15 protein-coding genes are annotated in these 12,622 nt (G+C 65.8%); 5 read left to right on the top strand and 10 right to left on the bottom strand.

All coding sequences use genetic code 11. The features are described 5' to 3' along the window. Positions 1 to 16: 16 nt before the first annotated feature. The gene (locus AC1D0P_RS00120) at positions 17 to 658 is read left to right on the top strand and encodes an ABC transporter permease (RefSeq protein ID WP_477674815.1); all 642 of its coding nucleotides are present in this window, start codon (positions 17 to 19) and stop codon (positions 656 to 658) included. Then, positions 655 to 1,605: an ABC transporter ATP-binding protein gene (locus tag AC1D0P_RS00115; protein WP_477674814.1), complete on the top strand. Its 951-nt coding sequence runs from the start codon at positions 655 to 657 to the stop codon at positions 1,603 to 1,605. The genes AC1D0P_RS00120 and AC1D0P_RS00115 overlap by 4 nt, the downstream gene beginning before the upstream one ends. Here the strand turns inward: AC1D0P_RS00115 and AC1D0P_RS00110 are convergent. From AC1D0P_RS00110 to AC1D0P_RS00100, 3 genes are all read right to left on the bottom strand, one after another. Further along, positions 1,602 to 2,993 (bottom strand): MFS transporter, encoded by a 1,392-nt coding sequence (locus AC1D0P_RS00110; protein ID WP_477674813.1) that lies wholly within the window; start codon positions 2,991 to 2,993, stop codon positions 1,602 to 1,604. The two genes, AC1D0P_RS00115 and AC1D0P_RS00110, sit on opposite strands and share 4 nt — an antisense overlap. Before the next feature lie 214 nt (positions 2,994 to 3,207). Beyond that, positions 3,208 to 3,780: a hypothetical protein gene (locus AC1D0P_RS00105; RefSeq protein ID WP_477674812.1), complete on the bottom strand. Its 573-nt coding sequence runs from the start codon at positions 3,778 to 3,780 to the stop codon at positions 3,208 to 3,210. 70 nt (positions 3,781 to 3,850) lie between these two features. Beyond that, positions 3,851 to 4,072, bottom strand: a complete 222-nt coding sequence (locus AC1D0P_RS00100; RefSeq protein ID WP_436156492.1) for a CsbD family protein — start codon at positions 4,070 to 4,072, stop codon at positions 3,851 to 3,853. 209 nt (positions 4,073 to 4,281) lie between these two features. On the opposite strand from AC1D0P_RS00100, the gene AC1D0P_RS00095 reads away from it, so the two are divergent. Together AC1D0P_RS00095 and AC1D0P_RS00090 are read left to right on the top strand one after the other, a co-directional pair. Further along, positions 4,282 to 4,698, top strand: a complete 417-nt coding sequence (locus AC1D0P_RS00095; RefSeq protein ID WP_477674811.1) for a MarR family winged helix-turn-helix transcriptional regulator — start codon at positions 4,282 to 4,284, stop codon at positions 4,696 to 4,698. Positions 4,699 to 4,784: 86 nt separating this feature from the next. Further along, on the top strand, positions 4,785 to 5,183 hold the full coding sequence (locus AC1D0P_RS00090) for a tautomerase family protein (RefSeq protein WP_477674810.1): 399 nt from the start codon (positions 4,785 to 4,787) through the stop codon (positions 5,181 to 5,183). 10 nt (positions 5,184 to 5,193) lie between these two features. Here AC1D0P_RS00090 and AC1D0P_RS00085 read toward each other — a convergent pair whose 3' ends face one another. Beyond that, the gene (locus AC1D0P_RS00085) at positions 5,194 to 6,813 is read right to left on the bottom strand and encodes an ABC transporter permease (protein ID WP_477674809.1); all 1,620 of its coding nucleotides are present in this window, start codon (positions 6,811 to 6,813) and stop codon (positions 5,194 to 5,196) included. Positions 6,814 to 6,931: 118 nt separating this feature from the next. On the opposite strand from AC1D0P_RS00085, the gene AC1D0P_RS00080 reads away from it, so the two are divergent. Beyond that, complete coding sequence (locus AC1D0P_RS00080; protein WP_477674808.1) at positions 6,932 to 8,005, top strand: ABC transporter ATP-binding protein; 1,074 nt, start codon at positions 6,932 to 6,934, stop codon at positions 8,003 to 8,005. Between the two features lie 6 nt (positions 8,006 to 8,011). Here the strand turns inward: AC1D0P_RS00080 and AC1D0P_RS00075 are convergent, their stop codons facing one another. The 6 genes from AC1D0P_RS00075 to AC1D0P_RS00050 all read right to left on the bottom strand — a co-directional run bounded on the left by AC1D0P_RS00075 (position 8,012) and on the right by AC1D0P_RS00050 (position 12,608). After that, entirely contained in the window at positions 8,012 to 8,752 is a 741-nt protein-coding gene (locus AC1D0P_RS00075) for a lysophospholipid acyltransferase family protein (protein ID WP_477674807.1), read from the bottom strand. A 15-nt stretch (positions 8,753 to 8,767) separates the two neighbouring features. Then, on the bottom strand, positions 8,768 to 10,066 hold the full coding sequence (locus tag AC1D0P_RS00070) for a dihydroorotase (protein ID WP_477674806.1): 1,299 nt from the start codon (positions 10,064 to 10,066) through the stop codon (positions 8,768 to 8,770). Continuing rightward, on the bottom strand, positions 10,063 to 11,025 hold the full coding sequence (locus tag AC1D0P_RS00065; protein ID WP_477674805.1) for an aspartate carbamoyltransferase catalytic subunit: 963 nt from the start codon (positions 11,023 to 11,025) through the stop codon (positions 10,063 to 10,065). Before AC1D0P_RS00065 ends, AC1D0P_RS00070 begins: the two co-directional genes overlap by 4 nt. A 67-nt stretch (positions 11,026 to 11,092) precedes the next feature. Further along, positions 11,093 to 11,605 (bottom strand): bifunctional pyr operon transcriptional regulator/uracil phosphoribosyltransferase PyrR, encoded by a 513-nt coding sequence (gene pyrR / locus AC1D0P_RS00060; RefSeq protein WP_477674804.1) that lies wholly within the window; start codon positions 11,603 to 11,605, stop codon positions 11,093 to 11,095. After that, complete coding sequence (gene ruvX / locus AC1D0P_RS00055) at positions 11,602 to 12,024, bottom strand: Holliday junction resolvase RuvX (RefSeq protein WP_477674803.1); 423 nt, start codon at positions 12,022 to 12,024, stop codon at positions 11,602 to 11,604. The genes pyrR and ruvX overlap by 4 nt, the downstream gene beginning before the upstream one ends. Further along, entirely contained in the window at positions 12,021 to 12,608 is a 588-nt protein-coding gene (locus AC1D0P_RS00050; protein ID WP_477674802.1) for a YqgE/AlgH family protein, read from the bottom strand. Before AC1D0P_RS00050 ends, ruvX begins: the two co-directional genes overlap by 4 nt. Between the last annotated feature and the right edge of the window lie 14 nt (positions 12,609 to 12,622).

Here is a 12,622-nt window from a genome sequence, read left to right as displayed (position 1 = left end):
AACCCAAGAGGCCCTGATGCTTGCCGACGCCTGGAACTATGTCCTTGCCCACCCCGCGCAGTTTTACCGCGCGCTGGGCGTGCACGTCGCGCTTTCGGCATCGGCGCTGCTCATCGCCGCGCTGATCTGCGTTCCGGCCGGCATTGCCGTCGCGCGCAGAAGTGGCCTTTCACTGGCCGTCGTCAATGTCGCCAATGTCGGGCGCACCCTGCCCTCGCTGGCCGTGCTGGCGCTGGTGATGCCGATTTTGGGCACCGGTTTTACCCCCGCCCTCTTTGCTCTCACGCTGATCGCGCTACCGCCCATCGTGACGCACACCATCGTCGGCATGCGTGGAGTGGATGCCGACGCGGTGGATGCCGCCATCGGCATGGGCATGACGCGCGCCGCGCTGCTGTGGCAGGTGGAATTGCCCATGGCCATGCCGGTCATCTTCGCGGGCCTGCGCACCGCCGCGGTGCAGATCATTTCGGGCGCCGTGCTGGCCGCCTTTATTGGCGGCGGCGGGCTGGGCGACTTCATCACCGCGGGTATCGCGATGATGGCCGTGCCCCAACTGCTGGTGGGCGCCATCCCGGTGGCGCTGCTGGCGCTGGGCACCGACTTTCTTTTTGGCGCGCTGCAGCGCCGCATGACTCCCCAAGGGCTTCGCGCATGATCACACTCGACCGCCTCACCAAGTCCTTCGGCGGCAGTGCCCAGTCGGCCGTCGACGGCTTGTCGCTGACCGTCAACACGGGCGAGATCTGCGTGCTGATCGGCCCCTCGGGTTGCGGCAAGACCACCACCATGCGCATGATCAACCGCATGGTCGAGCCTGATTCGGGGCGCATCGAAGTGGGTGGGCGCGACGTCACCAAGATGGATGCGGTCGAATTGCGCCGCTCCATCGGCTACGTGATCCAGCAGGTGGGCCTGTTTCCGCACATGACCCTGGCCGAGAACGTGGCCACCGTGCCCAAAATGCTGGGCTGGGATTCGGCGCGCATCGCCAAACGTGTGGATGAACTGCTGGCGCTGGTCCACATGGACCCGTCGATCTACCGCAACCGCTTTCCGCGCGAACTCTCGGGCGGGCAGAAGCAGCGCGTGGGCGTGGCGCGCGCGCTGGCGGCGGACCCGCCGGTGATGCTGATGGACGAACCTTTCGGCGCCATAGACCCGATCACACGGGCTCGCCTGCAGGACGAATTCCTGCGCATCCTGCGCGAGCTCGGCAAGACCATTGTGTTCGTCACCCACGACATCGACGAGGCGATTCGTATGGGCTCGCGCATCGCAATCCTGCGCAATGGCAAGGTGGTGCAGTACGACACGCCCGAACGCATACTTGCGCACCCGGCGGATGCCTTCGTCGAAGCCTTTGTGGGTGGCGACCGTTCGCTCAAACGGCTGGCCCTGCTGACGGCAGGGCCCTATGTGGAAAGCGGCACGCCCGCCGCCAATGCGCCGCGCCTGCCGGCTGCGACGCCGCTGCGCGACGCGCTGTCGGCCATGCTGGACGCCGGCGCGAATGAGGCCGCAATTGTGGATGCGGAGGGCAAGCCGCTGGGCCGTGTCACCTTGCAAAGCATTCAGCAAGCCGCGGCTGTCGCCCGCGCCTAGGACTGGCGCATCCGCAGTACGCTGCAGACACCCGCCAGCGCCGCAAAGCCGGCCGCCAGCCACAGCGCGACAAAAGAACCATGCCCGCCCTGCGGGTCGAACATCGCAAAGATCATCGCGAGCAAGACCGCGCCCAGAGTCTGGCCGGTCAGCCGCGCCGTGCCCAGCATGCCGCTGGCGCCGCCGCTGCGGTGCGGTGGCGCCGAGGTGATGATGGTGTGGTTGTTGGGTGACTGGAACAGGCCGTAGCCTATGCCGCACAACGCCATGCGCCAGACGATGTCGAGCTGGGACGGATGCGGCGGCAGCAACGCCAGCAAAGCCAGGCCCAGACAGAGCAGCGCCATGCCGATACCGCCCAGCACACCACCGGAATAACGCCCTATCAGCCGTCCCACCATGGGCGAAGTCACCACAATGGCCAGCGGCCAGGCCGTCAGCAGCAAACCGGCCTGCAGGTGGGTGAAGCCGTAGTTGCCCAGCAGCAGGAAAGGCAGGCTCACATAGGCCAGGGTCTGCGCGCAGAAAGCGCCTATGGACGTACCCATGGACAGCGCGAAGACGGGGATGCGCAGCAAGTCCAGCGGGAACAGCGGCAGCGGCTGGGCCAGCTGGCGCCGCACATACACCACGCCGACGGCGATGCCCGCCGCGAGTTCCGCCAGCGGCAGCCAAAGCGAGCCGGCAGCCTGGCCGCCGGGCACGGTTTCAATGCGCACGCCCAGGCCGTCGACGCCCAGGAACACCAGGCCGAACATCAGCGCGTTAAGCGTCACGTCGATCGCTGACAGCCGGCCCGGGGCCTTGGCGTGGTTGTCGGGCAAGGCCTTCCGGCCCAGCCATACCGACAGCAGGCCGAAAGGCACGTTGAGCGCGAACAGCCAGGGCCAGGAGGCCACGGAGAGGATGGCTGCCGCGATCGACGGCCCGGCCACCGAGGCCGTGGCCACCACCAGCGAGTTGATGGCAATGCCGCGGCCCAGCAGGTGCTTGGGGTAGATGAGGCGCACCAGCGCCGTATTGACGCTCATCAGGCCGGCCGCGCCCAGGCCCTGCAGCACACGGGCCAGCGCCAGCGTGGTCAGCGAATCGGCCATCGCGCAGGTCGCAGAAGCCAGTGTGAAGACCGACAGGCCGACCAGGTAGACGCGGCGGTAGCCGACGATATCGCCCAGCGAGGCCAGCGGCAGCAACAGCGCCAGCGTGGCGACCTGGTAGGCGTTGATGACCCAGATGGACTGCGCGGCGGTGGCATTGAGTTCGCGCGTGATGTCGGGCAGCGCGAGGTTGACGATGGTGCCGTCGAGCACCGCCATGACGATGCCCAGAATGATGACCAGCAACGCACGCGTGCGCTCGCGCGCGGGCAAACCATCCTGAACAAGCATGCGGACCTTTGTTATTAAGCGGGCGGTCAGTACGGCTGCCGCGCAGTGCCTATTTTAGGAGCGCCTCCGGAAGAGCCGCCGGGGCCGGCTGCCTTGCCCCAGTGCCGTCCTTGGGAAAGACGGTGCCGGATGTGAGAAATCCCGGCATGCAGGTGCATGGCCGGGATTTCGAGAGGTCCGTGACCCCGTTGAGTGCCGCTGGCGTGGCCTTACATTACTTCATGCCGTATTTGGCCTTGGCRTCGTTCTGGCAGCCGTCTTTGGCGGCACCGGTCAGCGCATCGCAACGCTCCTTGGCGGCCTTGTAATCGGCTTCACGTTTTTCCGAGCTGGCGTCTTTTTTGGCTTCGGCGACCTTGTCGGTCTTGTCCTTGCTGGTATCGGCGGCGGTCTTGGTGACCTTGGCGTCTTCCTTGGCCTTGACATGGGCGGCCTTGGCCTCCTTCACACAGACATCCTTGGCGTTGCCCTTCTGGTCATCGCACTTTTCCTTGGCGGTGTCGTAGGCAGCGTCGGCTTTGGCAAAAGCCACTTTCTCGGTGTTGCGCGGGCCGGGTTTGTACTGGGCTTCGAGTTCGGCCTTGGCGACTTTTTCAACGCCCTTGGCTTCCGAGACGCAGATGTCCTTGGCGTTGTCCTTCAGGGTGCCGCATTTGTCGCGGCTGGCCTTGTAGTCGGCCGAGATGCGGTCTTCCTGGGTCTTGTACTCTTCCTTGGTCATTGCCATGGCGTTGCCGGCAAAAGCGCAGGACATCACGGCGGTCAGCATCAGCAATTTGGTTTTCATGGATAACTCCTTTGGGATGGTGTGAATTTATTTGTGCTCGTCAGAGTCGTTGCGGTGAAGGGGAGGCGGTTCAATACCGTTCGAAGAAGTCCGTCGGGTTGCGGTCTTTCCACACGGCAACCTGCTTTTCTGCCTCTTCCTTGCTGATGCCGTGGCGCTCCTGGATCTTGCCGAGCAGCTGTTCGCGCTTGCCGGCGATCACGTCAAGGTCGTCGTCGGTGAGCTTGCCCCACTGCTCCTTGACCTTGCCCTTGAACTGGCGCCAATTGCCTTCCATGCGGTCGTGGTTCATGGTGTTCTCCTCAAAAAAAAAGGTAATCCGCCCAGTGGCCGCAAGCAAGATGCTCACGGACAATGGACATGAATTCACCATACGGCGGAAGCCATCCGCGCGCCGTAGGCCCGCGTATTCGATGGGCGTAGGCTCATGCTTACAGCCCGTTGGCAATGAGGTTTTTCCAACTAGTTGCATAGCTAATTAATTTCTGCTACAGTGCATCCATGTTTGACCACTGCCTTTATTTCAATACCACCGCGCTGGCCCGCCTGGTCGACAAGGAGTGGACGCTGGCGTTCAAGCCCTTCGGCGTCACGCCCTCGCAGGGCTTCATGCTGCGGCTGGTGCTCAAGCAGCCCGGCATGCCGCAGCACGAGATCGCCGACGAGCTGACGATCTCGCGCCCCACCGCCACGCGGCTGCTCGACGGCCTGCAAGCACTGGGACTGGTTGAACGCAGGAGCCTGGAATCCGACGGCCGCCACTGGGCCGTGTTTCCCACCGCCGAGGCCGAGGCCCTGCATGCCGGCATCAACAAAGCCAGCGGCGACGTGACACGCCGCATCCAGCAACAGATCGGAAAGGAGAACTTCGATGAAACCGTAGCCCGTGTCAGGAGCGTGTCTTCCGCGCTGAAATGAAGCGCGCGAAACGCTTTTTCATGTCCTTTTTTTTACCCATATAGTTGCATAGCTAACTATTAATTTCAACCCACCGGAGAAATCACATGCCCATCCTCAATGTCAAAGTCAGCCAGCCCGCCAGCCCCCAACTGACGAACGCCATCGCCGAAACCCTGCTGGAGCTGACCACGCGCATCCTGCGCAAAAAACGCGAACTGACCGCCATCGCGATCGACTTCGTGCCGCCCGAACACTGGATCGTGGGCGGCAGCACGCTGGCCAGCCAGGGCAAGAACAGTTTTTATTTCGACATCAAGGTGGTGGACGGCACCAACACCAAGGACGAGAAAGCGCGGTACGTGGCCGAGGCCTTTGCCGCTTTCAGCAAGTTGCTGGGCAATGTGCACGATGAAAGCTACATCTACGTGCACGACGTGCGCGCTGAGGCTTACGGCTTCGGCGGGCTGACGCAGGAATACCGCTACATCAAGGCAAAGGCCTGAGGACTGCGCGTTACCTGGAGCGCAGGGTGCGGCTCAGCAAAGCCACCGGCAGCAGGCCGACCAGCACCAGGGCCAACGCCGGCAGGGCGGCCTCGCCGAGGCGTTCGTCGCGCGCCAGCTGGTAGGTGACGACCGCCAGAGTGTCGCTGTTGAAGGGCCGCAGCACCAGCGTGGCGGGCAGCTCTTTCATGACGTCGACAAACACCAGCAGGCCGGCCGCCGCGACGGATCGCTTGAGCAGCGGCCAGTGCACGCGCGCGAGTATGCCCAGGCCGGGCGTGCCCAGCATGCGCGCACTGTCGTCAAAGCTGGCGGGGATGCGGGAATAGCCGCTTTGCAGGCTTTGCAGGGCCACGGCGCTGAAGCGCACCAGGTAGGCCCAGACAATGCCCAGCACCGTCGCCGTGACCCAGTAACCCGCGCCGGTTTGCGGCGCGGCCGCCTGCAGCCAGCCCACGGGCAGCAGCAGGCCGACCACGATGACTGCGCCCGGCACCGCATAACCCAGGCTGGCCAGCTGCACCGCAGCCCGGGTCAGCAGCCGGGGCTTGCGGCGCACCGCGAAGGCCAGGCCCAGTGCCAGGCCGGTGGCCAGCAGCGCGCTCAGGCCTGCCAGCCAGACGCTGTTCAAGGCCCAGCCGAAGAATTTGTCCCACAGCAGATTGTCCCAGCCCAGCACCAGCGGGCGCAGCATGAACAGCACCGGCAGCACAAAACCCAGCGCGATCGGCACGGCACACACCAGCCAGGCTGACAAAGCGCGCGCGCCGCGCAGCTGCACCGGCGCCGCGTCCTGCGCGCCGGCGCGCGCGCCGCGTCCGGTGGCGAAGCGCATGCGCTTTTGCGCGCCGTGTTCAATCCACAGCAGCAGCGCGACAAAAAACAGCAGCACGGTGGCCAGCTGGGCGGCGGCGATGCGGTTGTCCATGGACAGCCAGGCTTTGTAAATGCCGGCGGTGAAGGTCTGGATGCCGAAGTAGCTGGAGACACCGAAGTCGGCCAGCGTCTCCATCAATGCCAAGGCGACACCGGCGGCCACGGCCGGGCGCGCCAGCGGCAGCGCCACACCGCGTATGCGGCGCGACAGCGGCGCGCCCAGCAGCCGGGCTGCCTCCATCAGGTGAACGGCGCGCTCTGACAAGGCCGTGCGGGCGAGCAAATAAACATAAGGGTAAAGCGCGACGGTGAACACCAGCACCGCGCCGCCCAGGCTGCGCACCTCGGGCAGCAGCCGCCCCTGCAGGCCGAAAGACGAACGCAGCCAGCTCTGCAGCGGGCCGGCGTACTGCAGGAAGTCGGTGTACGCATAGGCCAGGACATAGGCCGGCATGGCCAGCGGCAACAGCAGCGCCCATTCAAATACCCGGCGGCCCGGAAACTCGAACAAGGTCACCGCGCTGGCGGTCGCCATGCCCACCACCGCTACGCCGAAGGCCACGCTGACGCACAGCAGCAGGGAGGTGGCGGTGTAGTCGGGCAGCACCGTCTGCAGCATCTGCAGCAGGATGGACTGCGCCTGGGCGTCGAACTGCAGCCAGGACAGCGCCACGGCGACGACCGGCAAGGTGAGCAGGCCCACCAACAAAAAGAGCACGGCGGAAGGAACTGTGGAAATCAGGCGGCGCAGCATGTAGACCCGGAAAAAGGCCTCTGCAGAAAGAGGCCCTCCCCTCGCTGCGCGTGCCGTGGTGTTGCAGCGGTCACTGCAAATGAGAATTGTAAGCATCCAGGGCCCTACAATCGAGCCCATGTTTCTGGATATCTCCCAGCTGGGCGTGCACTATGCCGGCCGTTCCAAACCCGCGGTCGACGGCGTGTCCTTCAGCCTCCAGGCGGGGGAGATCGGGGTCCTGATCGGGCCTTCGGGCTGCGGCAAGACCACCCTGCTGCGGGCCGTCGCCGGCCTGGAGCGTGCCAATGCCGGCAGCATCACGCTGGCCCGGGAGCTCGTCAGCAGCGCCGCCGTCCATATTCCGGCCGAATCCCGCCGCATCGGCATGGTGTTCCAGGATTACGCGCTGTTTCCCCATCTCGACGCCGCCCACAACGTCGCTTTCGGCCTCACGCACCTGCCCGCCGCCCAGCGGCAGCAACGCGTCGGCGAGGTGCTGGAACTCGTCGGCCTGGGCAACGTGCACAAACGTTTCCCGCATGAGCTCTCGGGCGGCCAGCAGCAGCGCGTGGCGCTGGCGCGGGCGCTCGCGCCGCAGCCGCGCCTGCTGCTGCTGGACGAGCCCTTTTCCAATCTTGACGTGGACCTGCGCGAACGCCTGGCGCACGAGGTGCGCGGCATCCTCAAGGCCGCCGGGGCGACCGCCCTGTTCGTCACGCACGACCAGCTCGAGGCCTTCGCCATCGGCGACCGCATCGGCGTGATGCACCAGGGCCGCCTGCACCAGTGGGACGAGGCTTACGCGCTGTACCACCGACCCGCCACGCGCTTTGTGGCCGACTTCATCGGCCATGGCGTGTTCGCGCAAGCCCATATCGAGCAGCTCGGCGACGAGGTGGTGGTGCACACCGCGCTCGGCGACCTCACGGACATGCTGGAATGCCCCTTGCCGGGCGCCTATGCCGGCGGCCTGTGCGACGTGCTGCTGCGGGCCGATGACATCGTGCATGACGACAACGCCCCGGTCAAAGCGCAGATCCAGCGCAAGGCCTTTCGAGGGTCGGAGTTTTTGTACACGCTCAAACTGCAGACGGGCGAGACGGTGATGGCGCATGTGCCTTCACACCACAACCACGCGCTGGGCGAGTGGATAGGCATACGCGCCGAGGTCGACCACGTCGTGACCTTCCCGCGTGAAGAAAGTATCTGAGAGCCTCTAAGCTTTTTGCCGCAGCGCTTCGATATCTTCGCGCAGCGTCTGCGCCCACACCCGCCGCGTCTGCCCCTGGGGCTGCTGCGGCTCACCGAAAACCACCACCGCCTTGAGCGGCGGCGCCGTGAGCGTGCGCCAGATCGAACCGGCCAGGGTCTCGTCATCGACATAGCTGGGCGCGAAGCTGGTGGCGCCGCTGACCGCGTCAACGAACTTCAGCGCCACCGGCTGCACCGGCACCGATGCCTCGATGGCCGCCTGGATCAGGTTGGCATGGAAATGCTTGAGGGTGATGCCGTCGCCCGTCGTGCCTTCGGGAAACACCGCCAGGATGTCACCGGCCTGCAGGCGCTCGGCCATCTGCGTGACCACCCGGTGCGCGTCGCGCCGCGATTCACGCTCGATGTACAGCGAGCCGGCGCCGTCGGACAGCGTTCGCACGAAAGGCCAGTCCCGCACGTCCGCCTTGGAGACAAAACGGCAGTGGCGCGAGGCGTGCATCACCAGGATGTCCAGCCACGAGATGTGGTTGGCCACCAGCAGCATGGGGCCGCCGGCGGGCGGTGTGCCCTTGACGACCAGCTCGATGCCGACGATGCGCAGCATGGCCCCGGCCCATACCTGCACGCGCGCCTCCTGGTCGGCCTGCTCCAGCTTGGGGAACAGTGTTTTGATCGTCCAGAAACCCTGCACCGCGTGCACGGTGGCGCGCAGCAGCGTCCAGCAGAAACGAAGCCATCTCATGGGTTTGCGTGCGCCTCAGTGCGAAGCTTCATAGGCGAGCTGCCCGCCCACCACGGTCCAGCGCACGCGCACCGGCATCTGGTGGCCCGAAAACGGCGTGTGCTTGCCCTGGCTGCGCAGCGCGGCCGGCTCGACGGTCCATTCGCTCTTCGGGTCGAACACGCAAAGATCCGCCACGCCGCCCTTGACCAGCCGGCCCGAACTGCTTTGCAGCGTGCCCAGTGCATCGCCCAGCACGCGCGCGGGCTCGCTGGTCAGCACCGCCAGCGCGCGGACCAGCCCGGCGCCGCTGTCGCTGCCCCACTTGCAGGCCAGGCCCAGCAGCAGTTCCAGCCCCGTGGCGCCCGGCTCGGCCTCGGCGAAAGGCAAGGTCTTGGCATCCTCGTCGACCGGGGTGTGGTCGGACACCAACGCGTCGATGGTGCCGTCGGCCAGGCCCTGGCGTATGGCGTCGCGGTCGCGCTGCTGGCGCAGCGGCGGGTCCAGGCGCATGCGGCTGTCGAAATAGCCGATGTCCACGTCGGTCAGGTGCAGGCTGTTGATGCTGACGTCGCAGCTCACAGCCAGGCCCTCGGCCTTGGCCCTGGCGACCAGCGCCACGCCCGCGGCGCTGCTGACGCGGCACAGGTGCACGCGCGCGCCGGTGGCACGCACCAGTTCAAAAATCGTGTGCAGCGCGATGGTTTCGGCCGCGACGGAAACGCCGCTCAGGCCCAGGCGCGTGGCCAGCGCACCGCTGGCGGCCACACCCTGGCCCAGGTACRGCTCCTGCGGCCGCAGCCACACGGTGTAGCCGAAGGTCGAGGCATATTGCAGCGCGCGCATCATGACCTGGGTATTGGCCAACGGCACCTCGGCCTGGCTGAAACCGACACAGCCCGCCTCTGTCAGCTCGACCATCTCGGTCAGCGTCTCGCCCTTCAGGGCGCGGGTCAGCGCGCCCAGCGGGAACACGCGCGACTGGTGCAGTTTTTCGGCGCGGAACTTGAGCATCTCCACCAGGCCGGGCTCGTCGAGCACCGGGTCAGTGTCGGGCGGGCAGACCAGGCTGGTCACGCCGCCTGCGACAGCCGCGGCCAGTTCGCTTTCAAGCATGCCTTCGTGTTCATGACCGGGCTCGCGCAACCGGGCCGACAGGTCGATAAGGCCGGGCGCAACGATGCAGCCCGTGGCGTCAATGGTCTTGTTGGGCGCGAAATCGGCGGGTGTGTTTTTGAGCGAGACGATGCGGCCGGCCGCGATGGCAACGTCGCAGGTTTCGTCGAAGTTGGAGCCGGGGTCGATGACGCGGCCGTTTTTGATGAGTATCTTCATGCTTCGTTCCCTGCAACTATGCTCATGACGGCCATGCGGACCGCGATGCCGAAGGTGACCTGCGGAAGGATCACGCTCTGCGTGCCGTCGACCACCGCCGAGTCGATCTCGACGCCGCGGTTGATGGGCCCGGGGTGCATCACGATGGCGTCGGGCTTGGCCAATTGCAGCTTCTCGGTGGTCAGGCCGAAGCTCTTGAAGAACTCCTGGCTGCTGGGCAGCAGCGCACCCGACATGCGCTCGTTCTGCAGGCGCAGCATGATGATCACGTCGGCGTCCTTGATGCCTTCTTCGAGCGTGTTGCAGACGCGCACGCCCATCTGCGCCATGTCGGCCGGCACCAGGGTCTTGGGGCCGACCACGCGCACCTCGGGGCAGCCCAGCGTGGTCAGCGCGTGGATGTCGGAGCGCGCCACGCGCGAATGCAGCACGTCGCCGMCGATGGCGACCGTGAGATTGCTGAAGTCCTTTTTGTAGTGCCGTATGGTGTACATGTCCAGCAGGCCCTGCGTGGGATGCGCGTGGCGGCCGTCGCCGGCGTTGATCACGTGCACGTGCGGGGCCACGTGCTGGGCGATCAGGTAGGGCGCGCCCGATTCGCTGTGGCGCACCACAAACAGGTCGGCCGCCATGGCGCTCAGGTTGGCGATGGTGTCCAGCAGCGACTCGCCCTTGGAGGCCGAAGAGCGCGCGATGTCCAGGTTGATGACGTCGGCCGACAGGCGCGTCGCGGCGATCTCGAAGGTGGTGCGGGTGCGCGTGGAGTTTTCAAAGAACAGGTTGAAAACGCTCTTGCCGCGCAGCAGCGGGACTTTTTTGACTTCGCGGTTGTTGACGCTGACGAAGTTGGCGGCGGTGTCGAGGATTTGCGTCAGCGTGGCCTTGGGCAGGCCTTCGATGGACAGCAGGTGGATCAGCTCGCCGTTCTTGTTGAGTTGCGGGTTTCGTCGGTACAGCACGGTGTGGACTCCTCTTGTTCTCTTGTGGGTCTCGTTGTGTTCTTGGGTCTGCTCTTGGGTCTTGGGCTCAGGCCTGGTGGTCCTGCACCTGGAAGCTGAACCGGCCGTCTTCGGCGCGTGCCAGTTCCAGCGACTGCGAGGCCGGCAGCGCCACCCGCGCCACGGCGAGATCGGGCTGCACCGGCAACTCGCGCCCGCCGCGGTCCACCAGCACTACCAGCTTGACGCTGGCGGGCCGACCGTAGTCGAACAGCTCATTGAGCACCGCGCGTATGGTGCGGCCGGTGTAGAGCACGTCGTCGACCACGACCAGGTGGGCGCCGTTGACGTCGAAGGGCAGCAGGGTTTGCCCGCTGGAGGCCAGGCCGCGCTGCGAAAAATCGTCGCGGTGCATGGAGGACGACAAAATGCCGGCCTCACCGGCCAGGCCCAGGTCTTTTTGCAGGCGCTGCGCCAGCCAGGCGCCGCCCGAGGCCACGCCGACCAGCATGGGCGGCTGGGGATAGGACGCCAGCTGCTGGCGCATGCCGCGCAGCAGGTCGCTGTACAGCGCCTCCGCGTCCAATGTCAGGCTGCTCATGGAAGACTCCTTAAAAACTGCTCGAGGATGATGCAAGCCGAGGCGGCGTCGGCGTCGAGCGCGCCGCCGGCCAGGGCCTCGGTGGTGCTGTAGCGCTCATCGACTTCGAAGACCTGCAGGCCGAAGCGGCCGCGAAGCTGGCGGGCGAACTTCTGCGCGCGCAGGGTATTGTCGTGGCTGGCGCCGTCGGGATGAAAAGGGATGCCGACCACCAGCGCATCGGGTTGCCATTCCTTGATGCGTGCTTCGACGGCCTTGAGGCGGGCGTCGCTGCCTTCGGCGGCAATGGTGGCTTGCGGCGAGGCGGTGCGTGTCAGCACATTGCCGGTGGCCACGCCGGTGCGCCTGAGACCGAAGTCGAAAGCCAGAAAGGTTTGGAGGCCGGCGGCCGGGGAAGAAGGCATGGCCGCGAGGCTCATGCGTGGCCGGCCTCGGGAGAGAGCATCCAGCTTTGGAGGCCCAGCAGCATCAGCGCCTTGTCGTAGCGCTGCTCGACCGGCGTGTCGAAGATCACGCCGACGTCGGCGGCAACGGTGAGCCAGCTGTTGTCGGAGATTTCCGATTCGAGCTGGCCTTCGCCCCAGGCGGAGTAGCCGAGCGAGACGAACACCCGGCGCGGGCCGGCGCCCGTAGAGAGGGCTTCCAGCACGTCTTTGGAGGTGGTCATTTCGAGGCCGCCGGGAATCGTCATGGTCGAGGCATAGACCGATTCGTTGCCGGGCATCATGGATTCGTGGAGTACAAAACCGCGCTCGGTCTGCACCGGGCCGCCCTGGAACACCGGGGCTTGCGTCAAGTCATCGCGGCGCAGGGGCAGCTCGACTTTATCGAACAGGTTCTTGAGGCTGATGTCGCTGGGCTTGTTGATGACCAGCCCCAGCGCGCCGCGGTCGCTGTGTTCGCACATATAGACCACGCTTTTGGCGAAAGCTTCGTCGTCCATCCCCGGCATGGCGATGAGGAAGTGATGCGTGAGGTTGATCGATGCGGAATCCGTGGCCATGCCGGGATTTTACG

This window comes from Polaromonas sp. P1_G2, assembly GCF_056405515.1.
The sequence above is the reverse complement of the archived record's forward strand: the minus strand, read 5'-3'. Positions and strand labels throughout refer to the sequence as shown.

Bases quoted from the DNA above. Each gene is read 5' to 3' on its own strand.
- AC1D0P_RS00115 (WP_477674814.1), top strand. From the start codon at position 655: ATGATCACACTCGACCGCCTCACCAAGTCCTTCGGCGGCAGTGCCCAG.
- ruvX (WP_477674803.1), bottom strand. From the start codon at position 12,024: ATGAGCCTCGCGGCCATGCCTTCTTCCCCGGCCGCCGGCCTCCAAACC.
- AC1D0P_RS00075 (WP_477674807.1), bottom strand. From the start codon at position 8,752: ATGAGATGGCTTCGTTTCTGCTGGACGCTGCTGCGCGCCACCGTGCAC.
- AC1D0P_RS00050 (WP_477674802.1), bottom strand. From the start codon at position 12,608: ATGGCCACGGATTCCGCATCGATCAACCTCACGCATCACTTCCTCATC.
- AC1D0P_RS00080 (WP_477674808.1), top strand. From the start codon at position 6,932: ATGTTTCTGGATATCTCCCAGCTGGGCGTGCACTATGCCGGCCGTTCC.
- AC1D0P_RS00110 (WP_477674813.1), bottom strand. From the start codon at position 2,993: ATGCTTGTTCAGGATGGTTTGCCCGCGCGCGAGCGCACGCGTGCGTTG.
- AC1D0P_RS00100 (WP_436156492.1), bottom strand. From the start codon at position 4,072: ATGAACCACGACCGCATGGAAGGCAATTGGCGCCAGTTCAAGGGCAAG.
- pyrR (WP_477674804.1), bottom strand. From the start codon at position 11,605: ATGAGCAGCCTGACATTGGACGCGGAGGCGCTGTACAGCGACCTGCTG.
- AC1D0P_RS00095 (WP_477674811.1), top strand. From the start codon at position 4,282: ATGTTTGACCACTGCCTTTATTTCAATACCACCGCGCTGGCCCGCCTG.
- AC1D0P_RS00085 (WP_477674809.1), bottom strand. From the start codon at position 6,813: ATGCTGCGCCGCCTGATTTCCACAGTTCCTTCCGCCGTGCTCTTTTTG.
- AC1D0P_RS00120 (WP_477674815.1), top strand. From the start codon at position 17: ATGCTTGCCGACGCCTGGAACTATGTCCTTGCCCACCCCGCGCAGTTT.
- AC1D0P_RS00090 (WP_477674810.1), top strand. From the start codon at position 4,785: ATGCCCATCCTCAATGTCAAAGTCAGCCAGCCCGCCAGCCCCCAACTG.